The organism is Amycolatopsis sp. NPDC026612, assembly GCF_040638285.1.
Classification (GTDB): Bacteria; Actinomycetota; Actinomycetes; order Mycobacteriales; family Pseudonocardiaceae; genus Amycolatopsis.
This window is the reverse complement of record NZ_JBEZYB010000019.1, coordinates 15442-37485: the sequence shown is the minus strand read 5'-3', so window position 1 is coordinate 37485 and position 22044 is coordinate 15442. Positions and strand designations below refer to the sequence as shown.

General features: G+C 70.4%; 19 protein-coding genes. 9 read left to right on the top strand and 10 right to left on the bottom strand.

The genetic code is table 11. The features are described from left to right. Positions 1–4 precede the first annotated feature (4 nt). From AB0F15_RS19475 to AB0F15_RS19465, 3 genes are all read right to left on the bottom strand, one after another. On the bottom strand, positions 5–2023 hold the full coding sequence (locus AB0F15_RS19475) for a VanW family protein (RefSeq protein WP_360272012.1): 2019 nt from the start codon (positions 2021–2023) through the stop codon (positions 5–7). A gap of 353 nt (positions 2024–2376) precedes the next feature. After that, on the bottom strand, positions 2377–2709 hold the full coding sequence (locus AB0F15_RS19470; protein WP_360271775.1) for a co-chaperone GroES: 333 nt from the start codon (positions 2707–2709) through the stop codon (positions 2377–2379). Between the two features lies 1 nt (position 2710). Further along, positions 2711–4537 (bottom strand): NHL domain-containing thioredoxin family protein, encoded by a 1827-nt coding sequence (locus AB0F15_RS19465; RefSeq protein WP_360272009.1) that lies wholly within the window; start codon positions 4535–4537, stop codon positions 2711–2713. A gap of 164 nt (positions 4538–4701) precedes the next feature. Between AB0F15_RS19465 and AB0F15_RS19460 the strand changes: the two genes are divergently transcribed. Next, entirely contained in the window at positions 4702–5277 is a 576-nt protein-coding gene (locus tag AB0F15_RS19460) for a hypothetical protein (protein ID WP_360271772.1), read from the top strand. A 131-nt stretch (positions 5278–5408) separates the two neighbouring features. On the opposite strand, the gene AB0F15_RS19455 is transcribed toward AB0F15_RS19460, so the two are convergent. The 4 genes from AB0F15_RS19455 to AB0F15_RS19440 all read right to left on the bottom strand — a co-directional run bounded on the left by AB0F15_RS19455 (position 5409) and on the right by AB0F15_RS19440 (position 10477). Further along, positions 5409–7712 (bottom strand): oxidoreductase, encoded by a 2304-nt coding sequence (locus AB0F15_RS19455; RefSeq protein WP_360271769.1) that lies wholly within the window; start codon positions 7710–7712, stop codon positions 5409–5411. An 87-nt stretch (positions 7713–7799) separates the two neighbouring features. Further along, a complete protein-coding gene (locus tag AB0F15_RS19450) occupies positions 7800–8573 on the bottom strand; it encodes an amino acid ABC transporter ATP-binding protein (RefSeq protein ID WP_360271766.1) in 774 nt (257 codons plus the stop codon). Next, the gene (locus tag AB0F15_RS19445; RefSeq protein ID WP_360271764.1) at positions 8570–9517 is read right to left on the bottom strand and encodes an amino acid ABC transporter permease; all 948 of its coding nucleotides are present in this window, start codon (positions 9515–9517) and stop codon (positions 8570–8572) included. Before AB0F15_RS19445 ends, AB0F15_RS19450 begins: the two co-directional genes overlap by 4 nt. A 24-nt stretch (positions 9518–9541) precedes the next feature. After that, a complete protein-coding gene (locus AB0F15_RS19440; protein ID WP_360271761.1) occupies positions 9542–10477 on the bottom strand; it encodes an ABC transporter substrate-binding protein in 936 nt (311 codons plus the stop codon). Between the two features lie 138 nt (positions 10478–10615). On the opposite strand from AB0F15_RS19440, the gene AB0F15_RS19435 reads away from it, so the two are divergent. The 3 genes from AB0F15_RS19435 to AB0F15_RS19425 are packed head-to-tail and all read left to right on the top strand — an operon-like array spanning position 10616 to position 14071. Next, on the top strand, positions 10616–12274 hold the full coding sequence (locus AB0F15_RS19435; protein ID WP_360271758.1) for a circularly permuted type 2 ATP-grasp protein: 1659 nt from the start codon (positions 10616–10618) through the stop codon (positions 12272–12274). 10 nt (positions 12275–12284) lie between these two features. Beyond that, a complete protein-coding gene (locus AB0F15_RS19430; protein ID WP_360271755.1) occupies positions 12285–13232 on the top strand; it encodes an alpha-E domain-containing protein in 948 nt (315 codons plus the stop codon). Next, positions 13229–14071 carry a transglutaminase family protein gene (locus tag AB0F15_RS19425; RefSeq protein ID WP_360271753.1) on the top strand — a complete coding sequence of 281 codons (843 nt, stop codon included), beginning with the start codon at positions 13229–13231 and terminating at the stop codon, positions 14069–14071. Before AB0F15_RS19430 ends, AB0F15_RS19425 begins: the two co-directional genes overlap by 4 nt. A gap of 3 nt (positions 14072–14074) precedes the next feature. On the opposite strand, the gene AB0F15_RS19420 is transcribed toward AB0F15_RS19425, so the two are convergent. Then, on the bottom strand, positions 14075–15079 hold the full coding sequence (locus AB0F15_RS19420) for a hypothetical protein (protein ID WP_360271750.1): 1005 nt from the start codon (positions 15077–15079) through the stop codon (positions 14075–14077). Between the two features lie 80 nt (positions 15080–15159). Between AB0F15_RS19420 and AB0F15_RS19415 the strand changes: the two genes are divergently transcribed. Next, positions 15160–15720 (top strand): helix-turn-helix domain-containing protein, encoded by a 561-nt coding sequence (locus AB0F15_RS19415; protein WP_360271747.1) that lies wholly within the window; start codon positions 15160–15162, stop codon positions 15718–15720. Here the strand turns inward: AB0F15_RS19415 and AB0F15_RS19410 are convergent. Continuing rightward, positions 15717–17135, bottom strand: a complete 1419-nt coding sequence (locus tag AB0F15_RS19410; RefSeq protein ID WP_360271745.1) for a M20/M25/M40 family metallo-hydrolase — start codon at positions 17133–17135, stop codon at positions 15717–15719. The two genes, AB0F15_RS19415 and AB0F15_RS19410, sit on opposite strands and share 4 nt — an antisense overlap. Positions 17136–17494: 359 nt before the next feature. Between AB0F15_RS19410 and pdhA the strand changes: the two genes are divergently transcribed. The 3 genes from pdhA to AB0F15_RS19395 are packed head-to-tail and all read left to right on the top strand — an operon-like array spanning position 17495 to position 21010. Continuing rightward, a complete protein-coding gene (pdhA, locus tag AB0F15_RS19405) occupies positions 17495–18700 on the top strand; it encodes a pyruvate dehydrogenase (acetyl-transferring) E1 component subunit alpha (protein ID WP_360271742.1) in 1206 nt (401 codons plus the stop codon). Then, positions 18700–19692 (top strand): alpha-ketoacid dehydrogenase subunit beta, encoded by a 993-nt coding sequence (locus tag AB0F15_RS19400; RefSeq protein ID WP_360271740.1) that lies wholly within the window; start codon positions 18700–18702, stop codon positions 19690–19692. The genes pdhA and AB0F15_RS19400 overlap by 1 nt, the downstream gene beginning before the upstream one ends. Positions 19693–19708: 16 nt before the next feature. After that, positions 19709–21010, top strand: coding sequence for a dihydrolipoamide acetyltransferase family protein (locus tag AB0F15_RS19395; RefSeq protein ID WP_360271737.1), 1302 nt, complete (start codon positions 19709–19711; stop codon positions 21008–21010). 45 nt (positions 21011–21055) lie between these two features. Here AB0F15_RS19395 and AB0F15_RS19390 read toward each other — a convergent pair whose 3' ends face one another. Next, positions 21056–21349 (bottom strand): DUF6191 domain-containing protein, encoded by a 294-nt coding sequence (locus AB0F15_RS19390; protein WP_360271734.1) that lies wholly within the window; start codon positions 21347–21349, stop codon positions 21056–21058. 95 nt (positions 21350–21444) lie between these two features. Here AB0F15_RS19390 and AB0F15_RS19385 point away from each other — a divergent pair, with 95 nt between their 5' ends. Continuing rightward, the gene (locus AB0F15_RS19385; RefSeq protein WP_360271731.1) at positions 21445–22035 is read left to right on the top strand and encodes a TetR family transcriptional regulator; all 591 of its coding nucleotides are present in this window, start codon (positions 21445–21447) and stop codon (positions 22033–22035) included. The last annotated feature ends 9 nt before the right edge of the window (positions 22036–22044 follow it).

Genomic DNA, 22044 nt, shown 5'->3' with positions numbered 1-22044 from the left:
CAACTCAACAGAGAACGGTCGGCCGCGGACCGTAGGTGGCCGTGTGCGACGTCCGCCGGAGTTCGGTGCCGCTCGCGAGGTCGTAGAGCACGCGCGTGTCGGTGACGCTGAAGCCGGACGAGCCGATCGAGGGCAGGCACGGACCGCTCCCGCCTGAGCCGAACTGGATCGGCGGCGGGTCACCAGGCGTCTGCGCTCCGGTCTGGCCCTCGACGCGGAAGTGGCGGGTACCCCAGATCCGCACGGTCACCGAGTCACCGGAGACCGTGGCCTGGATGGCAATGCCGGTCGCCGCGTCGTTGGTCAGCTTGAGCTCGGCCGGGCTGCCGTCGGCGTTGACGGCCTTGGCGTCGCGGCCGACGGGGTAGCGGTCGAGGTAGTGGTCGTGCTCCAGGTGACCGCTGTCGGCCAAGCCGGCGAGGTAGGCGGCGTTGTACAAAGTGGACGCCAGCTGCGAGACACCGCCGCCGGCCACGTCCGGGCCGGTGCCGTCCTCGTCGACGGGGGCGGCCACGTAACCGGTGCCCGCGGTGCGTGGACCGGACCGGCCGCCGAGGCTGAATGTCTCGCCGGGCTTGACGATCGCGCCGGACACACGGGCGGCGAGCGTCCGGTTGTTCGTCTCGGCCGGCCCGCTCAGGCCACCGGTGGTGAACTCGCCGATGACCTCCTTGATGCCGAGCGCGCTGGCGGCGTCGGTGGTCACGCTGGGTGCCGACGCGCTGTAGACGACCGGGAGATCCCGCCCGTCGGTCTTCTTGAGCACGTCGATCAGGGGGAGGAAGGTCTTCTCCCAGTCCACCTTGCGGGCGTCTTCGGACGGCTCGACCGTCGGCTGGTCGTCGCTGAAGACGATCTGCGCGTCCTTGCCGTCGGTCTCGGTGCTGGCGAGCTGGTCCTTGAGGGCGGCTTGCAGCTTGCCCTGGTCGACGCGGACCTCGACGGCCCCGCCCTCGACCGGCGCGAACTGGAACGACGACGCGATCGCCACCGGCTTCAGCGGAACGTCCTTGCCCTCACCGTGCACGACGACCGGCTTCGCGACCGCGGGCACGACGATCTGCCGGCAGGCCGCCTGCACCCCGGCTGCGGTTGCCCGCACCGGCGTGACCGCCATGGCCAGCTTGACCCCGCCGGGGTCGAGCCAGTGGTCGGTGACGGTGTGCACGGCGCCGGCCACGTCGGTCAGCTGCTGGCCCTGCCGCGGCAGGATCGGGTGGGCCGTGACACCACCGTCGCTGCCCTCGATCGGCGTGAACCCGACCGAGCCTTCGGTGGCGGGGTGGTTCAGCCTGCCCTCGGCGAGCTCGCGCAGGGCCTGGCCGATCCGGTTCTGGTCGGTGCGCGTCGCCACCCCGACCTCGCGGCTGCTGAAGAACGACATGATCCGCGTGATCGGGCTGAGCGGCTGGTGCCCGGCGAGCCCGAGGGTGTTCGGCCAGTCGAGGCCGAGCCCGGACTGCGACGGCAGGAGTTCGGCTTGGACATCCCCGCCGTGGACGACCACGGGCCGGATCAGCCGCGGCTCGAGCTCTTGCCGCAGCTTCGCTTCCGCCTCGGCGTGGGTCAGCCCACCGACATCGATGCCGGCAACGGTCACCCCACGTGGCACATCACCGGCGCTGACGACCAGATCGACGGCGTAGAGGATGACGAAGATCCCGAGCGCAAGCCCGACGGCCATCATGGTCCGGGCCAGGCCCCTGCGCAGCTTCCGGGCCGGAGTCTCCGGAGCGGGAGGTGGCGCAGGGTTTTCGAGGAGCTCGCCGAGCAGATCGTCGGCGAAGAGATCGGTGGTCGCGCCGGCGGTGCCGGGGGCTGGGGACGCGACCGGAGGCCACTCGGGCACAACACCGCTCGCGAGCGGCTCGGCTGCCGCCGCAGGCGGCTCAGGAGCCGCGGGCCACTCCGGGATCGCCTCGCTCGCGGGTTCGGTGGGCGGCTCGGCCGCCGTGGGCCACTCCGGCACCACCGGCTCGGCAGATTCGGCAGGCGATTCGTCAGCCGCGGGCCACTCCGGCATCGCCTCGCTCGCGGGCTCGGCGAGCGGCTCGGCAGCCGCAGGCCACTCCGACACCGCTGCGCCCGCAGGCTCGGCAGGCGACTCGGCAGCCGCGGGCCGCTCGGGCGCCGTCGCGCCGGCAGGCTCGGCCGTCGGCTCGGTGGGCAGCTCGGGGTCGGTTTCCGCCGTCTCGGGGGCGAGCTCGGGCTCAGCCGTGCGCACCGGCTCGGGCTCCGCGGCAGGCCACCCCTCGGCCACTGCGGGGAGCTCGGTGGTCACCGGCCCCGTCGGTGGGTCGGGTTCGAGCTCGCGCACGTCGACGCCCTTGCGCACCTCTTCGTCTGCCACGCGCCTGCCCTCCGCGGGGACCCGGCCTACAGGTAGAGCCCCGTCCCGTGCTCGGTTCCCTCGGTCGCCACCGCGTGGATGTCGCGTTCGCGCATCACCAAGTGCCCCTCGCCCTTGATCTCGACCTCGAACTGGTCCTCCGGGTTGAAGAGCACGCGGTCGCCGGCCTTGACGTTCCGCACGCTGTTGCCTACGCCCAGTACATCACCCCAGGCGAGCCGGCGCGCGACCTGCGCCGTCGCGGGGATCACGATGCCGCCGCTGCTGCGGCGCTCCCCTTCTTCCGGCGCCAGCCGCACGAGTACCCGGTCGTGCAGCATCTGGATTTCGAGTTTCGGCCCGTCAGACACGGCGTGCATGTTACCCGTCGGTCCGCGGCTCACCGGCCATGACCAGGTTCAGCTCGCGCACTCCGTCACTCTCGATCCGCACCGGCACACCCCAGTCCTGCCGGGTGATCCGGCACGCCGGGTGCTCGCTGCCGCCGTCGGCACTGTCGCAGCTCGCGGCCTGCGCGACGACCTGCAGCACGCCCTCGGTGACCCCCGGTGCCAGGCGGATCTTGCGGGTCAGGTCCGTGCCGGTCCCCCCGCCGTCGACCAGCAGCGACGGCGGTGACGCGCTGATCTCGAGCCGCGTCGACGGGCCGAAGCGGTCGTCCAGCTTCTCGCCGGGCGGGGCGGTGAACACCACGGAAAAGTCGATCTCGCCCGGCGCGAGCACCGTCGGCGGGCGGCGCACGGCGTGCGCGTCGCCGGTGACGACCGTCGGCTCGGTCGTGGGCAGCGGGCCGATCCGGTTGCCCGCGGACTCGACGACCAGCAGCTCACCGTCGTGCGCCAGCAACCCCTGAGGTTCGGCGAGCCCGTCGGCGATCGTGGTCACCGTGCGGGTGAAGATGTCGAAACGGCGAACCGCGCCGTTGTAGGTGTCGGCGATCGCGATCTTGTCGCCGGGCAGCACGGCGAGGCCCAGCGGGTGCTGGAGCAGGGCCTGGTCGGCCGGGCCGTCGGTGTGGCCGAAGGAAAAGAGGTCGACGCCGATCGCGGTGTGCACGGTGAACGACTCGCCGTCGGGCTCGATCCAGCGCAGCGCCGACGTCTCCGCGTCGACGAGCCACAGCTTGTCGCCGTCCACGGCCAAGCCGGACGTCTGCGCGAAGAACGCTTCGCCGACGTCGCCGTCGCGGAGGCCTTCGACGGTCGTCCCGGCGAACCGGCGGATCGTGCCGCCGACCGGGTCGAACACGCTCAGCGTGTGGTTGCCCGCCATGGCGACGACGACCCCGCCGGCCGGCCCCCACCAGGCGACGTCCCACGGACTCGTGAGGTCGACCTCGGTGCCCTTGCCGGCGTCCGGCCCGCTGCGCCACTGCGCGCCGGTGCCCGCGACCGTCGTCACCTCGCCGGTGATCAGGTCGAGGCCCCGCAGCCGGTGGCCGGCGGTGTCGGCGACCACGGCGTGGTAGCCGACGCGCTCGGCGATGTCGTACGGCAGGAGCGCGATGCCCGACGGCTCGGTGAAGGTCGCGATGTCGAACGGACCGTCCTGGCCGCCGCGGGCCCCGCTGCCGAAGCGGCGGATGACCGTCTCACCGTCCGAAGCGAACTCGACGATCGCGTGGTGCCCGGTGTCGGCGACCAGGACGCGTCCCTCGGCGGTCGCGACGGCCTTGCTCGGGAAGCGCAGCTCGCCGGGCTGCTCTTCGACCGGCACGTACGGGCTGCCGCCGCGGCGGAGCGTCCCCTTGGCTTCGTGCTTCGTCACCAGGTCCGCGATGACGCGGCGAAGCGCCTCTTCGTGTCCTTCGCCCGCGGCGACGTGCACGACGTACCCCTCGGGGTCGACGACCGCCAGCGTCGGCCACGCGCGGACCGCGTACTGCGACCACAGCTCCATCTTCGGGTCGTTGACCACCGGGTGGTGCACCTCGTAGCGGCGGACCGCGGCTTCGATGGAGGCGCGCTCGCCCTCGTGCAGGAACTTCGGCGAGTGGACACCGATCGTGACCAGCACGTCCGCGAACTCGGCTTCTAGCGGACGCAGCTCGTCGAGCACGTGGAGGCAGTTGATGCAGCCGCTGGTCCAGAAGTCCAGCAGCACGACGCGGCCGCGCAGCTCGGCGAGGGTGATCGGGCGGCCGCCCGTGTTCAGCCAGACGTCGCCGCGCAGCTCGGGGGCGCGCACGCGGCTCTGCGGTCGTGGGGAAGTCACGGGAAGAGTGAACTACACGCGCTCACGCTCTGTTCCGCGGTTCGCCCGATGAGAGAACAAACTCACCCTGCCGTGGACGCCCAGGTCAGCGCGAAAAAGGACGCGCGGGCGGGTGAGCCGCCGCTTAGGCTCGCGTCATGACCCCCGTCCAACCGGCCGGCTCCCTCACTCCCGAGGAGGCACGGCACCTGCAGGAGAACCTCCGGGAACCGGTGCGTCCCGGGCTGAGCGAAGCCGAACTCGACGACGTCGAGCGCCGGTTCGGCTTCCGCTTCGCCGCGGACCACCGGACGTTCCTGTCCGCCGGCGTCCCGATCGGCGACCGCTGGCCCGACTGGCGCTGCGGCAACGCGGAGCAGCTGCGCAAACGTTTGGCATGGCCGGTGGACGGCGTGCTGTACGACGTCGAACACAACGGCTTCTGGCTGCCCGATTGGGGCACCCGCCCGGTCGGCCCGGAGGACGCGGTCCGCGAAGCCCGGCGACGCCTGGCCGACGTGCCGCAGCTGGTGCCGGTGTGCGGGCACCGGTACCTGCCCGGCCTGCCGGGCACGGTGGGGTACCCGGTGCTGTCGGTGTACCAGACGGACATCGTCGTCTACGGCAGCGACCTGCGGGATTACCTGCACCGCGAGTTCTCGACCGGCGGAATCAGCACGGCCCCGCCGGACGGCCCGAGGTACATCCCGTTCTGGTCGCGCTTCATCGACTAGCTTCGGCGGCCCGCTTCAGCCGGGCCGGGTGGCGGCAGCCAACTCGCCGCCCGCAGTGGCCAACTCAACGCCGGGAACGGCCAACTCGCCGGAACGCGGGAGCTGGTTTGGGGTCTGGGGGAGCCGGGGGCTCAGTTCTCCCGGCGCAGCATCCGGCTCACGCCCGCCGCGACGGTGGTGGCCAGGAGCCAGCCCGAGGCCGTGAAGCCCGCTGCCACCCAGTTGTCCGTGCCGTGCATGTACCACCGCGACTTGTTGCCGAAGTCGACGATCGGGACCAGCAGGTCGGCCGTGTAGATCACCGGGTTCCACTGCAAGCCCGTGTCCTGCTGGTTCACCACGCACCGCTCGCCGCTCTTCATGTAGCGGCCCGAGGAGTCGTTCACGCAGTCGTCCGAGCCCAGGCCGAACCACAGGCTGCCCAGCACCAGGAGGGTGAGCAGCCAGCCGAGTGCCCGCACCGGGCGGTAGCCGTAGCCGACCATCGACCGCTGCAGCCAGCTCCACAACCGCACGCCCGGGCCGAAGAACTTGAAACCGCGGGCCAGGGCCTCGTACCTGAACTGCTGCTTGCGCAAGGCCACCGTCGAGGCGTGCTCTTCGTTCCCCGCCGCGCGGAGCATGTGCGCGAGCTGGTCGTACGGGCCCGGCCGGTAGCCGCGCATGGCCTTGCGCAGCAGCTCGATGCGGTGGTCGAGAGCCTTGTCGTCGTCGAGCGGGATGCCCTTCTTGAGCGCGTCGTAGCGGAAGTCCTCCAGCTCGATGCCCTCGGACGCCGCCCAGAACTCCTCGTTGTCGCTCAACGTCCCGCAGTGCGCCCGCCGGAGCACGATGCGGCCCACGGGGGCGACGCTCGGGGTCAGGATGAACTCGTCCGAAGCGACGTCACCGGCGTCGAGGGCGACGGAGAACGGGGGCAGCGAGCCGAGCTGGGAACCGCGCAGGTCGACGCGGCGGGCGATCTGGGCGCCGTCGAGGTTGACGCCGCCTTCCGCGACGAACGGGCGGCCGTTGTTGTCCCGCAGCGTGAGATCGCGGCCGACCCGGCCGGTGCGGACGTCGAGGGAGTAACTGCTGGTCGCGCGCTTGCCCGGGTCGGTGAGCCGGGTGCCCGCCAGGTTGATGCTGCCGCCGACGTCGACGCCCTGCAGCCGCAGCGTGCCGTGGATCGTGGCGTCGGTGAGCTGGAAGTTGCCCGCGATCTTCGAGCGGCGCGCCGAAAAGACGTCCCGGCCGGGGTGGCGGAACATCGAGTTCCAGGCCAGGAAGTTGCCGCCGACGGTGACGTCGGCCAGCCTCAGCTGCCCGGCGGGGACGCGCAGGCTCGTCGCCTCGATGTCGCCGCCGATCTCGGTGCCGTCCAGGTGCAGCGCGCGGTCGTAGTACGGCACCGTCTTCCCGCGTTCGACCCGGATCTCGGCGCCGGCCAGCCGCAGCGAGCCGCCGATCCGGGCGTTGACCATGCGCAGCGTGCCCAGCGCCTGCAGGCCGTCCGACAGCTCGACGTTCCCGTCGACGCGCATCCGGTCGGCCACCAGCGCCGGCCGGGGGTCGATGTACGGGTCGTTGGACTTCCACGCGTCGACGGCGATCGGGCCGTGCTGGGACACCGTGAGCTTGGCCTCGCGCAGCGAGATGTCGCTGTCCACCGTGGCACTCGGCAGGTACATGATCCCGGTGGCGGAGAACCGCTTGCGCTGGCTGGCCGGCCCGTAGTTGTCGACCTCGCACAGCAGGCTGCCACCGATGTGCAGGCCGTTGCCGTTGAGCGCGAAGCCGTCCGGGTTGTTCAGCGTGGCGCCGGAGAAGTTGACGTTACCGCCGGTCCGGAGCCCGGGCAGCCGGACTTCGCCGTTCGCGACCATCCGGTAGGCCAGCAGCGCGCCGGCGAGCACCAGCCGGTCGGCGTGGATGGCCTTGCCGTGCGGGTGGGCGATCACGGTGCGGGTGAGCACCAGCGAACCCTCGATCACCGCGTCGGTCAGGTTGACCGCGGCGTTCGGCATGCCGCGTTCGCGGTCGTCGCCACGCTGGACGGTCGTCTCTTCGATCTCCCGGATGTCCCCGTCGACCTGCACGATGCTGCGGATCAGCCGGACGTCGTTGCGGCTGCGCATGTTCCGGGCCTTGAGCCCCGGCAGCCAGCACTTGCGGAAGACCAGGCCGAGCAGGCTCGCCTCGCGCACGTCCGGCGGCTGCTCGAACCGGCACCGCTCGAACCGGAACAGGTACTGGAGGTCCGCGGCCCGCAGGTCCAGCGTCCCGGTGATGTAGGCGTCCTCGACGTAGACGATCGGGGCGTTCGTGGCCTGCCGCCGCCAGCGCAGCAACCCGGCGTTGCCCGGTTTCAGCAGGTCGGCCGCCTTGACCTCGTAACGGCGGTCCGGGACGCCGGCGAAGGGGTCGAGTGGCGGCAGCACGCTTTCGGTCGTCATGAGCGGCTCCCCCTCCGTCACCCCGCCATCAAGGTAGCGAAAAAACGGCGGAAACGGTGCCGTAACACCGTTTCCGCCGCAAGATCGTCAGGCGTTGGGGTTCAGCACCCGGGCCAGGAACGACTGGGTCCGCTCCTCGCGCGGGCTCCCGATGACCTGGTCGGGCGGCCCCTCTTCGACGACGACACCGCCGTCCATGAACAGGACCTTGTCCGCCACCTCGCGCGCGAACTGCATCTCGTGCGTGACGACGACCATGGTCATGCCGTCCTTGGCGAGCTGCTTCATCACGCCCAGGACATCGCCGACGAGCTCCGGGTCCAGCGCGGACGTCGGCTCGTCGAAGAGCATCAGCTTGGGTTTCATCGCCAGCGCCCGCGCGATCGCGACGCGCTGCTGCTGCCCACCGGAGAGCTGCGCCGGGTAGTTCTTCGCCTTGTCGCCGAGGCCGACGCGGTCGAGCAGCTCCAGTGCGCGTTGCCGCACCTGGGCCTTCGGCTCGCGCCGGACCTGGATCGGCGCCTCCATCACGTTTTCCAGCGCCGTCATGTGCGGGAAGAGGTTGAACCGCTGGAACACCATGCCGATGTCCTTGCGCTGGGACGCGACCTCGCTCTCGCGCAGCTCGTGCAGCTTGTCGCCGCGCTGCTTGTAGCCGACCAGCACGCCGTCGACGTAGAGCCGGCCGGCGTCGATCTTCTCGAGGTGGTTGATGCAGCGCAACAGCGTCGACTTGCCCGAACCGGACGGCCCGATCAGGCAGAGCACCTCCCGCTCGTGCACCTCGAGGTCGATGCCCTGGAGGACGTCGACGCTGCCGAAGCTCTTGTAGATCTTCTGCGCAGAAACAACCGGGGTCATCGGGCTCCTCCGCTGGCGCCGGAGCCGAACCGGAAGCCCAGCATCCGAGCCACCCATCTGTTCTTCGTCGCGACATCCCGCGAGGTACCCCGCGCGAAGCGCTTCTCGATCTGGATCTGAACGAGGGTCAGCACCGACGTCATGAACAGGTACCAGAGCGCGGCGACGATGAGCAGCGGCACCGTCTTGTAGTTCTGCGAGTAGATGGTCTGCGCCGCGACCATCAGCTCGAAGTACCCGATGACCACGACCAGCGACGTCGTCTTCAGCATGGAGATCGTCTCGTTGCCGGTCGGCGGGATGATCACCCGCATCGCCTGCGGCAGGATGATCCGCCGCAGGGTCCTCGCCTGGCTCATGCCGAGTGCGCTCGCCGCCTCCCGCTGACCGGAGTCGACCGACTGGATCCCACCGCGCACGATCTCCGCCATGTAGGCGGCCTCGTTGAGACCGAGGCCGAGCAGCGACGCGGTGAACTGGGTGATCAGCTGGTTGGTGTCCCAGCTGACGAACTCCGGCCCGAACGGCACGCCGAGGCCGAGCCGCGGGTAGGCCAGCGCCAGGAAGTTCCAGAACAGCAGCTGCGTGATCAGCGGCGTGCCGCGGAACAGCCAGATGTAGAGCGCCGCCGCGCTCGAGGTCAGCGGGTTGGGCGACAGGCGCATGACGGCGAGCAGGATCCCGCCGACGATCCCGATGACCATCGAGATCACGGTCAGGATCAGCGTGTTCTGCAGGCCGCGCAGGATCCGGTCGTCGAAGAGGTAATCGCCGACGACCGGCCACTGCAGCGCGTCGTTCGTGATCACACTGCGTATCACGATGAACGCGACGAAGAGGATGACCACCCCGGCCGCCCAGCGCCCGTAGTGGCGCACCGGGACGGCCTTGATGGGCTCGGCGTCGATCGGCGCCTCGGCTGGAGGCGCTTCTGAGGAGCTCACGAACTACGTCCTAACTCGACAGACTCAGGAGGCCGGGTTGATCTCCGACTTGGTAACCGCGCCCGTGGCGTTCAGACCCCACTTGTCCAGGATCTTCTTGTACGCGCCGCTGTCGATCAGCTTCTGGATCGCACCCTGGACGGCCTTGCCGAAGTCGCCGCTGTTCTTCGGCAGCACGATGCCGTACGGGGCCGTGTCGTACGGCGCGCCGACCGACTCGAGCTGGCCGTTGGTCTGCTTGACCGCGTAGTCGATGACCGGGGAGTCGGCCAGCTCGCCCTGCACGCGCTTGGCGGTGAGGGCCAGGTTGACGTCGGTCTGGGCCTGCAGCTGCGTGACCTCGATGGCGGGCTTGCCCGCGCCGGTGCAGGTGGCGTTCTTCTTGTCGAGGTCCTCGACCTGGGTGGTGCCCTTCTGCACGGCGATCTTCTTGCCGCACAGGTCGTCGATCTTCAGGCCGTCGGGGTTGCCCTTCAGCACGGCCAGCGAGGTACCCGCGCTGTAGTAGGAGATCATGTCGACCGACTGCAGCCGCTCGGCGTTGATGCTGAACGACGACATCGCCAGCTCGTACTTCTTGGCGCCGATGCCCGGGATGATGCCGTCGAACGCGGCGTTCTGGAAGTCCATCTGCACGCCGAGCACCTGGCCGATGGCGGTGCCCAGGTCGACGTCGAAGCCGGCTGCCTTGCCGCCGTCGACGAACTCGTTCGGCGGGTAGCTCTGGTCCTGGCCGACCACGATCTTGCCGTCGGACTTGACGTCGGCGGGCACCATGGCAGCCAGCGCGTCGTCCTTGGCGACCGCACCCACGTCACCCGATCCAGTGCCGGACGCGGCAGTGGTGCTCGAGCTGACGTTGCCCGCGCCGCTGCCTCCCGCTCCGCACGCCACGGTCAAGCCGACCAGGGCGAACGCAGGCAGCAGGGCGATCGCCTTGAGCTGGGTTCCTCGGGGCACGTCGTCACTCCTCGTAGTTCTCAGGTTCTGAGAGCACGCATATTGCCACTCATCCATACCAAAGCACAGCACCGTGAAGTTACAGCGATGTTTAGAGCGGCGCGCGAGTGTCGCGTCCGGGCCGCACGGTGAGCAAGGATGTCGTTCATGAACGCCACCCCGCCGCGGCTGCCCCCGTCCGGTCGACGCGCGCGGAAGGCGACGACCAGCCGGATCACCCGTCCGGGCGCCCGGTTCGACGGCTACCTCGCCCCGGAGCGGCCGCACGCCGATGCCTACGACGAGATGTTCACCGCCGACGGCACGGTCCGCGGCCCGTACCGCGCGCTGTACGAATCGATCGCGGCCCTCGACGCGCACGACCTGAACTCGCGGTCGATCGCGCTGGACCGGGCGATGGTCGACCAGGGCATCACGTTCTCGCTGTCCGGGCAGGAGCGGCCGTTTCCGCTGGACCTGGTGCCCCGGGTGATCCAGGCCGCGGAGTGGACGAAGATCGAGCGCGGCGTGGCCCAGCGCGTGCGCGCGCTGGAAGCGTTCCTCGCCGACGTCTACGGTGATCGGCAGATCCTGCGCGACGGCGTGCTGCCACGGCGGCTGATCACCACCTGCGCGCACTTCCAGCGGGAGGCGTTCGGCATCACCCCGCCGAACGGCGTGCGCCTCCACGTGTCCGGAGTGGACCTGGTGCGGGACGAAGAGGGCACGTTCCGGGTGCTGGAGGACAACCTCCGCAACCCGTCCGGCGTGTCGTACGTGATGGAGAACCGGCGGACGATGGCCCGGGTGTTCCCGGACCTGTTCGCCCAGCACCGCGTGCGCCCGGTCGGTGACTACGCGTCGCACCTGCTCCGGGCGCTGCGCGCGGCGGCCGCGGCGAACGTCGCCGATCCGACGGTCGTCGTGCTCACCCCCGGCATCCACAACTCGGCGTACTTCGAGCACTCGCTGCTGGCCCGGCTGATGGGGGTCGAGCTCGTCGAAGGCCGCGACATGTTCTGCCGCGACAACGTCGTCTACCTGCGGACCACCGAGGGCGAGCGCCAGGTCGACGTCATCTACCGGCGGATCGACGACGAGTTCCTCGATCCCGTGCACTACCGGCCGGACTCCGTGCTCGGCATCGCCGGCGTCCTGAACGCGGCGCGCGCGGGCAACGTCGTCGTCGCGAACGCCGTCGGCAACGGCGTCGGCGACGACAAGCTCGTCTACACCTACGTACCGGAGATGGTGAAGTACTACCTCAACGAGAAGCCGCTGCTGCCCAATGTGGACACGTTCCGGTGCTGGCTGCCGGACGAGTTCGACTACGTCGTGACCCACCTCGACGAGCTGGTCGTCAAGCCGGTCGACGGCTCCGGCGGCTACGGGATCGTGTTCGGGCCGGAGGCCACCCCGGCCGAGCTGGGTGCGCTGCGCCGGAAGATCCGCGCGGACCGGCGCGGCTGGATCGCGCAGCCGGTGGTCCAGCTCTCGACCGTGCCGGCCAAGGTGGACGACCGGCTCGCGCCGCGGCACGTCGACCTCCGGCCGTTCGCCGTCAACGACGGCAAGGAGATCTTCGTGCTGCCCGGCGGGCTGACGCGGGTGGCGCTGCCGGAGGGCAGCCTCGTCGTCAACTCGTCGCAGGGCGGCGGCTCGAAGGACACGTGGGTGCTGGCGTCCCGGGCGTCGACGGCCGAGCGCGAGCTGGAGCAGCCCGCACTCGGCACGATGTCCACTGTGGATGGATTGGTCGCCGAGCAGGGGCCGGAGCTGACGACGTCCCAGCAGCAACAACAACAGCAACAGGGTTGAGGAGGTTCGAATGCTGGCACGCAACGCGGAGTCGCTGTACTGGATCGGCCGGTACGTCGAACGCGCCGACGACACCGCCCGCATCCTCAACGTCTCGGTCCACCAGCTGCTGGAGGACGCGACCGTCGACCCGGACCACGCGAGCCGCCAGCTCCTGGCCGTCCTGGGCATCGACCCGGCGGGCGCGGAGTCCCTCGACGTGTGGAAGCTGACCGAACTGGTGGCGTACGGCAAGGACAACCCCGCCTCGATCGTCGGCTCGATCAACTCGGCGCGGGAGAACACACGCGGCGCCCGCGAAGTGGTCTCGACCGAGCTGTGGGAGTGCCTGAACGCGACGTGGAACGCGGTGCCCGACCGGCAGCGCTACGCCCGGCGCGCCGGGCCGCACGCGTTCCTGTCGTTCGTCGAGGAGCGCGCGGCGATGTTCGCCGGGCTCGCCGACTCGACGATGAGCCGGGACGACGGCTGGCTGTTCATGGTGCTCGGCCGTTCGATCGAACGCGCCGACATGGTGGTGCGGCTGCTGCTGTCCCGGGTCGCGGACCGCGCGTCGTCGCCCGGCTGGATCACGGTGCTGCGCTCGGCCGGCGCGCAGGACACCTACCTGCGCACCTACCGCGGCGCCCTCGACGCCGGCCGCGTGGTCCAGTTCCTGTTGCGCGACACGCTGTTCCCGCGGTCGGTGTTCCACGCGCTGAGGCAGGCGGAGGACTGCCTGCAGCAGCTGGATCCGGGCGGTGGCGCGCGCACCAGCGAGAAGTCCGAGGCGCTTCGCCAGCTCGGCCGGGCGCGCAGCGAGCTGGAGTTCCTCCGCCCGTCGGACCTGCTGACCGACCTGCCGCGACGGCTCGGGGCGTTGCAGACGTCGATCAAGGAAATCGGCGAAGCGGTGTCGATGCAGTACTTCAGCACGTCACCGTGGGTGGCGTGGAGCGGCGCGGAGGTTTCGTTGTGACGTGGCAGCTGCGGGTGGCGCACCGGACGGGGTACCGGTACGCGACACCGGCGACGCAGTCCTACAACGAGGCACGGCTGACCCCGCGCAACGACCGCCGCCAGACGACGGTGGCGACGCGCATCGAGACGGCGCCGGCGACCCGCGCCTACCGGTACACGGACTACTGGGGCACGGTGGTCACGTCGTTCGACCTCCACGCCCCGCACACGGAGTTCACGGTGCTGGCGACCTCGGTGGTCGAGACGGCGGACGAGGCGGAACCGATCCGCACGGCGTCGTGGAAGGACCTCCGCGGCGAGACGGTGATCGACCACCGCACCGAGTACCTGACCCCGACCGACTACACCCCGCGCGACCTGGAGCTGGCGCGCGAAGCCCGTGAACTGCGGAAGGGCCTCGATCCGGCGGACGCGGTACTGGCCGTCTGCGAATGGGTGAACAAGCAGCTGAAGTACCAGCCGGGCACGACGGGCGTCCACTCCACCGCGACGGACGCGTGGAACGCGCGCGAAGGCGTGTGCCAGGACTTCGCGCACGTGACCTTGGTGATGCTGCGCGCGATCGGCGTCCCGGCCCGGTACGTCTCGGGCTACCTGCACACGAAGCCGGACGGGAAGCTGGGCGAAGTGGTGGAGGGCGAGTCGCACGCCTGGGTCGACGTCTGGACCGGCGGGTGGTGGGCCTACGACCCGACGAACGCGATCCCGGTCGGACCGCGCCACGTGTGGGTGGCCATGGGCCGGGACTACGCGGACGTGGCGCCGTTGAAGGGCATCTTCACCGGCGGTGGTCAGTCCACTTTGGACGTCTCGGTCCAGCTGACCCGGCTGGGCTGAGCGTCAGAGCAGGAAGGTCCCACCCGCCGCTTCGGCGAGGTCCGCGCCGAGGGCCGAGGCCGGGGTGTGCGCGCCCGGTTTGCCCTCGCCGCGGGCCAGGCGGGCCGCGACTTCGGCGACGACCGCCGTGGTGAAGTCCATGCCCTCGCCCGCGCGGAGCCAGCCTTCGCGCGTCGTCCCGCCGGGCCAGGTGACGACGGCGTGCCCCCAGGTGTGCGCGCGAGGGCGGGGTGCCGCCTTCGTCCGGACCGCGGCGAGCCGCCGCACGGCGAACCGGCGCACGATCGGGATCGACACCACCCGCCCGAGCAGCGGAAGCAGGGCCCGGACCACCGGGGCGGTCGGTGCCAGCCCGGAGCAGACCGTGACGTCCGGCGCACCGCTCGCGCGCTGGGCGGCGATCAGTTCACCTGAGTCGACGCCCGCCACCTTGCCCGTCTCGCCGTCCGGCAGGACAAGGGTGCGCGGCTTCGCGCCTCTGGCCGAGACCGCGGTCAGGGCGTCGACGATGCTGGCGGCCAGCGCGACCCCCACGGCCCCCTCTTCGGTGGCGACGGAAGCCAGCGCGTCGACCTGGACGCGGCTGGGCGTGTCACGCCCCTCGCACAGCTTCGCGACGACGGCTTCGGTGGCCAGAACGCCGAACCCGGCCCCGGTGACGAACGTGCTACCGCCGGCCAGGGCCTCGTCGTGCAGGTCGAGCAGCCGCCGGACCGCGACCAGGTCCGCGGCCATGTCCACGTAGTGCCCGCCCGGCAGGCACGCCCGCGCGATCGTCGCGGCCGTGACGGCGTACTCGCCGATGGTGTTGACGACGACCGTCGGCCGCTGCCGGCGGATCTCCGCCGCCATGGCCTCGACGCCGTCGGCGACGACGAACTTCGAGCCGGTCGCCGCCAGGCGTTCCCGGTTGCGCCCGACCAGCACGACCGGCTGCCCCCGGCGCTCGAGTTCGGCGGTGATGCCGCGGCCGGTGCGACCCAAGGCGCCGAGTACCCAAATCTCCATGTCGACTCCCGTGATGTCTCAGTGTGTCGTCACCGACCCTAGCACGCGATGACACAGTGAGATGTCAGTTAGGGTGGGGCGTGGCCAGATGGGATCCCGGGACCGCGGACCGGCTGCGGAAAGCCGCGCTGGAGCTGTTCGCCGAGCACGGGTACGACGCCGTGACGATCACGCAGATCGCCGAGCGCGCCGGGATCACGCGCCGCTCGTACTTCCGCTACTTCCCCGACAAGCGCGAAGTGCTCTTCGCCGGCGCGGAGCAGCTGCCGCCCGCGGTCGCCGAAGCCGTCCTCGCCGCCGAAGAGGCGGAGTCGCCGCTTCGCACGGCCCTCGGTGCGCTGGCCGAGGTCGGGACGCGGGTCACGCAGTTCGTCGACCCGTCGCCCGAACGCCGGGCCGTGATCGCTTCGAGCGCCGAACTCCGCGAACGCGAGCGGAGCAAGGGCGCGGCGATCACGGCCGCGATCCAGGACGCTCTGGAACGGCGAGGAACACCGCTCGACCTGGCAAAACCGGCGGCGCAGGTCGCGACGATCGTCTTCGGCGACGCCTTCGACCGCTGGATCGACGAAGGCGGGAAGCAGGAGTTCCCGGCTTACCTCCAGACGGCCGCCGCGACCTTGCGCGAGGCCTGCGGCTAACCGCGGGCGTGGGCGTCCAGGAGGTGCGCGACGGCCTCGGTGACCTGCTGCGCGTAGTCCAGGTGCAGCCACTCGTCCGGCACGTGGATGTTCGAGTCGGCCCCGCACGCACCGGTGACCAGGAACTGCGCGTCCGGGTACTTCCGCGAGAGCAGGGCCATGAACGGAATGGACCCGCCCATGCCGGTCGCGCGGTGCGGGCGGCCGAACACCTCGTCGCTGACCGTGTGCAGAGCCGTCGTCAACCACGGCGATTCGGTCGGCGCGTTCCAGCCGTTCTCCGCCTGCGGTGAGCCGAGCGTGACCTTCGCGCCGTACGGAACGTCCGTGGTCAGGACGCGCTTCACGGCTTCGAGCGCCTTCTCGCCGTCGGCCGTCGGCGGCAGGCGGAAGCTCAGCGTCAGCGTGGTGCTCTCGCGCAGGACGTTCCCGGCGTCGGCGGGCTTCGGGAAGCCGTCGGCACCGATCACCGACAGCGTCGGGCGCCACGCGTTGTTGAGCATCAGCTCCAGCGCGTCCTCCGTGATCACGCGCCCGCCTTCGACCAGCGGGAACGCCTTCGAAAGCGCCTCGGGGAAGTCCTGCGAGACGGCCTTCAGCTCGGCCAGGCGGTCGGCCGGGACGTCGACCTTGAGCTCGGCCGGCAGCAGTTCGCCGGTCGCGCTGTCCTCGAGGCGTTCGATGAGGTGCCGCAGGATCCGGAACGAGCTCGCGACGACACCGGACGCGATGCCGGAGTGCTGCGCCGAGCCCAGCAGCTGCACCGTGACGTCGAGGTGCAGCATCCCGCGCAGGCTCGTGACCAGCCACAAGCGCTCGTAGTCGCTGCCGCCGGCGTCGAGGCAGACCACCAGCGAAACGTGGCCGATGCGGTCGGCCAGGTGCTCGACGCAGGCGGGCAGGTCGGGGCTGCCGGACTCCTCGGCCGTCTCCAGCAGCACGACGATGCGGGCGTGCTCGCCGCCGGCCGCGTGCACGGCTTCGATCGCCGTCGTCGCCGCGTAGCCGGAGTAGCCGTCGTCGACGGACCCGCGGCCGTACAGCCGGCCGTCGCGGATCACCGGGGTCCACGGGTCGAGGCCTTCGGACCAGCCGCCGACCGGGGGCTGCTTGTCGAGGTGGCCGTACATCAGGACGGTGCCCTTGTCCGCCGCACCCGGGGTCGCCGGGACGTCGACGAGCAGCAGGGGAGTGCGGCCTTCGAGCTGGACGACCTCCAGGCTCGCGCCGGGCAGGTCGCGCCCGGCGATCCACTCGCGGACGTGGTCGACGGCGGCGGACAGGTGGCCGTTCTCGGCCCACTCGGCGTCGAAAGCCGGCGACAGGGCGGGGATCGCCACCAGCCCGGACAGGCTCGGGATGACGTCGTTGGTCCAGGAGGACACGACGGATTCACGGACGGATTTGTGCTCCACGTGGCCCATCGTGCCACGCGGCACCGGCCGTGCCGCACATCACAACGACGTCGCCCGGACCGGTGATCAAGCGATCGCGCGAGCGCGCGACGCCTGGTGAGCGCTCGGACCGGCACCCTACTCTCGTAGGTCCGATGCTCGGGCTTCCTAACGTTTGCCCTGTTCAGGGGCCCTTTATCAGCAACAAATCAGTATCCGTGACTCACCAAAACGCTGACCTTCGTGCCAGGATGACGGCGAGAACCGTCAACGCCGACGGTGACCGAGCGCTTCGGACCCGATGCGCTGGTCCCCGCCGGTGCAGTCGCTGTGGTCGCCACAAGCGGCCGCCAGAGGCACCGACACGAGGAGTACCGCCCATGCCGTCCGAACAGTGGACGCACCCGGAGCCTGGAGACGGGCCGGCCGCCGTCGCGGCTCAGCCTTCGCCCGAGCAGGTGATCGCCGGATTGCGAGCGACCAGCGAAGGTGGCGCTGAGCTGACTCAGCTGCTCACCCCCGAAGGCGAACGGGTCCCGTCACCCCAGTTCGACAAGTACGTCGAGGACGTCGACGCCGAAGCGCTCCGCGGCCTGTACCGCGACATGGTGCTGGTCCGGCGGGCCGACCGCGAGGCGAACGCCATGCAGCGCCAGGGCCAGCTCGGCATCTGGGTTCCGCTGCTCGGCCAGGAAGCCGCGCAGATCGGCTCCGGCCGCGCCCTCAAAGCCAACGACATGGCCTTCCCCAGCTACCGCGAGCACGGCGTCGCGTACGCGCGCGGGGTCGACATGAAGGACCTGCTGGGCATCTTCCGGTGCACCGACCACAGCGGCTGGGACTACCAGGCCCACGGCTTCCACCCGTACTGCATCGTCATCGGCAACCAGGTGCTCAACGCCGCCGGGTACGCGATGGGCCAGAGGTTCGAGGGCAAGGTCGGGGACGACGACGGCGAAGCCACGATCTGCTACTTCGGCGACGGTGCCACTTCGCAGGGTGACGTCCACGAAGGATTCGTCTGGGCCGCGGTCTACGACGCGCCGCTCGTGTTCTTCTGCCAGAACAACCAGTGGGCGATCTCCGAGCCGACCGAGCGCCAGTCGCGCCTGCCGCTGTACCAGCGCGCCCGCGGCTACGGCTTCCCCGGCATCCGCGTCGACGGCAACGACGTCCTGGCCTGCCTGGCGGTGTCCCGTTGGGCGCTCGACGAGTGCCGGCACGGCAACGGCCCGGTGCTGATCGAGGCGTTCACCTACCGGATGGACGCGCACACGACGACCGACGACCCCTCCCGCTACCGGCTCTCCGACGAGCTGGAGGAGTGGAAGCTCAAGGACCCGATCGAGCGTGTCCGCGCGTACCTGGCCCGCAACGGCTACGCCGACCACGACTACTTCGACAGCGTCCAGGCCGACGCCGACGCCTTCGCCGCCGACCTGCGCGAGTACACGTTCAACATGCCGGAGCCGCCGCCGGAGCGGATCTTCAGCAACGTCTACGCCGAGGGCAACCCGGTGCTGGAGGCGCAGCGCGAAGAGTTCCTGTCCTACCTCGACGGCTTCGTATCGGCGGGTGAGCACTGATGACCGACCTCCAGAAACTCACCATCGGCAAGGCGCTCAACCTCGGCCTGCGCCGGGCGATGGAAGAGAACCCCAAGGTCCTGATCATGGGCGAGGACGTCGGCAAGCTCGGCGGCGTCTTCCGGATCACCGACGGCCTGCAGAAGGACTTCGGCGAGCAGCGCGTGCTGGACACGCCGCTGGCGGAGTCGGGCATCATCGGCACCGCGGTCGGCCTGGCCGTCCGCGGCTTCCGGCCGGTGTGCGAGATCCAGTTCGAGGGCTTCATCTTCCCCGGCTTCGACCAGATCTCCTCGCAGCTGGCGAAGCTGCACTACCGGACACAGGGCCGGATCAAGATGCCGGTCGTGATCCGGGTGCCGTTCGGCGGCGGGATCGGCGCGGTCGAGCACCACTCGGAGTCGCCGGAGTCGCTGTTCGCGCACATCCCCGGCCTGAAGGTCGTGTCGATTTCGAACGCCGTCGACGCCTACTGGGGCATCCAGCAGGCGATCAAGTCGGACGACCCGGTGCTGTTCTTCGAGCCGAAGCGGCTGTACCACTCGGGCGCGTTGCGCGCGGAGATCGACACCGACGGCACGCCGTCGGAGATCTTCTCGTCGCAGGTCGTCCGCGAAGGCACGACGGCGACGGTCGTCGCGTACGGCCCTTCGGTGAAGGTCGCCCTCGATGCCGCCGCCGCGGCCGCGGACGAAGGCAAGTCCCTCGAGGTCATCGACCTGCGCACGCTCTCACCGCTGGACCTCGGCCCGGTGTTCGAGTCCGTGCGCAAGACCGGGCGGCTGATCGCGCTGTCGGAGGCGCCGTCCGAGTCGTCGCTGACGTCGGAGATCGCGGCGCGCGTCCAGCAGGAGTGCTTCTACTCGCTGGAATCCCCCGTCCTCCGGGTGACCGGGTTCGACACGCCGTACCCGCCGGCAAAGCTCGAGGAGCACTACCTCCCCGACCTGGACCGGGTGCTGCACGCCGTCGACCGCTCACTCGCCTGGTAAGGGGGATTTCCGCGCAATGCCTACGTACAAACAGTTTCCTCTGGCCGACACGGCGGAGGGGCTGACCGAAGCCGACATCCTGTCCTGGCACGTGAAGCCGGGCGACACCGTGACGGTCAACCAGATCGTGGTCGAGATCGAGACCGCGAAAGCCGCTGTCGAGCTGCCGATCCCGTGGGCCGGCGTGGTCACGGAGCTGCACGTCGAGCCGGGGCAGACGGTGGAGGTCGGCACGCCGATCCTCACCATCGACGTCGACCCCGGCGGTGCTGCCGCGCCCGTCGCGGCGCCGGCTCCCGCTGCCGCTCCTGCTGAAGAAGAAGAGATGAAGCCGCTGGTCGGCTACGGCTCCAAGGCCGTCGTCACCCAGCGGCGGACGCGGAAAGGCGCTGTGCCTGAGCCTGCTCCCGTGGCTGCGGTTGCCGCTCCGGCCCCGGTCGCCACTCCGCGCGGCGGGTACGTCCCGCTGGCGAAGCCGCCGGTGCGGAAGCTGGCGAAGGATCTCGGCGTCGACCTGCACGCGCTGACCGGAACCGCCTCGGGTGGCGTGATCACCCGCGAGGACGTCGAGCGCGCCGCCAACGGAACTCCGGTCATCGCGTCCGCTGTGGACAGTGGAACGCGTGAGCGGCGCGTGCCGATCAAGGGCGTCCGCAAGATGACCGCGGCCGCGATGGTGCAGAGCGCGTACACCGCTCCGCACGTCACGGAGTTCCTGACCATCGACGTCACGCCGATGATGGAGTTCCGCGAGAAGCTGAAGAAGTCGCGGGAGTTCGCCGGGGTCAAGGTCACGCCGCTGACGTTCGCGGCGAAGGCCGTGTGCCTGGCGGCGAAGCGCACTCCGGACGTCAACGCGGTCTGGGACGAGCAGGCGCAGGAGATCGTCTACAAGGACTACGTGCACCTCGGGATCGCCGCGGCCACCCCGCGCGGCCTGATCGTACCGAAGGTCCGTGACGCCGACTCGATGTCGCTGAAGGAGCTGGCGAACGCGCTGACCCAGCTCACCGAGGTGGCCCGCGAGGGCAAGACGTCCCCGGCGGACATGGCGAACGGCACGATCACGATCACCAACGTGGGCGTGTTCGGCGTCGACACCGGGACGCCGATCATCAACCCGGGCGAGTCCGCGATCCTGTGCCTGGGCGCGATCAAGGACCAGCCGTGGGTGGTGGACGGCGAGATCAAGGTCCGCAAGGTGCTCCAGCTGTCGCTGAGCTTCGACCACCGGGTGGTCGACGGCCAGCAGGGCTCGGAGTTCCTCGCCGACGTCGGCGCCCTGCTCGCCGACCCGGCGATGGCGATGACGTACTGAGTTAGAGCAGGGAGAGGGCCGTCCCGGAGCTTTCCGGGACGGCCCTCACCGCTGCCGGAAGACGATTTTCCCGGCGTCGAGGTCGACGTGGGTGCGCGGCGGGGCGCCGTCGGCCTCGTCGTCGACCAGCATCAGCTGGACCTGGCGTTGCTCGAGGTCGTGGTGCTTCGTGCCGCCGAGGATGGCTTCGACCTCCTCGGTCGCCGTGACGCTCGCCACTCGCTGGCCGTCACCGCGGCGGTGCCACGGCAGGAACCGGCGGCCCCAGACCTCGAACACAGCGAACAGGAACAGCAGCACGACCAGGGCCGGAAACGACATCGCCCAGACGAGTCCCATGGGCCCAACCTATACTCGCTTGACGGAGTGAGCACTCACTCCGCACACTGGATGCCATGACACCAGCACCCGAAACCCGGCGAAGAGCACCGGGCATGAGCGTCGAAGCCCGGCGCGCCATGATCGTGCACGCGGTGCTGCCGCTCTTGATGGAGCACGGCGCCAACGTCACGACCAGCCAGATCGCCCGCGCCGCCGGCATCGGCGAGGGCACCATCTTCCGCGCGTTCAAGGACAAGGACGAGCTCTTCGACGCCTGCACCGCGGAGGCGCTGCGCCCCGACCACGTGCTCGACGCGATCGCCGAAATCCCCATCGACCAGCCGCTCGAGGACCGGCTCGTCGAGGCCGCCGAAGCACTCGGTGCGCACCTCGAGCGGATGGGCGCGCTGATGGGCGCCCTGCACGCGTCCGGACGGCACAAGCTGCGCGATCCCGAACAACGCCTCAAGGACCGGCGCAGCTCGTGGAAGGGTGGCCGACGCGAGTCGATGGCCGCCATGCGCGGAGCGATGGTCGACCTGTTCACGCCCGAGAAAGACCAGCTGCGACTGCCGCCCGAGCAGCTCGCCTCGCTCTTCCTGGCCCTGCTCTTCGGCGGCCGCCGGATGACCCCGGACGACGACGCGCCCACCACGCGCCAGGTGGTCGACGTCTTCCTGCACGGCGCTGTGGAGGCCAAGTGATCCCGGGCG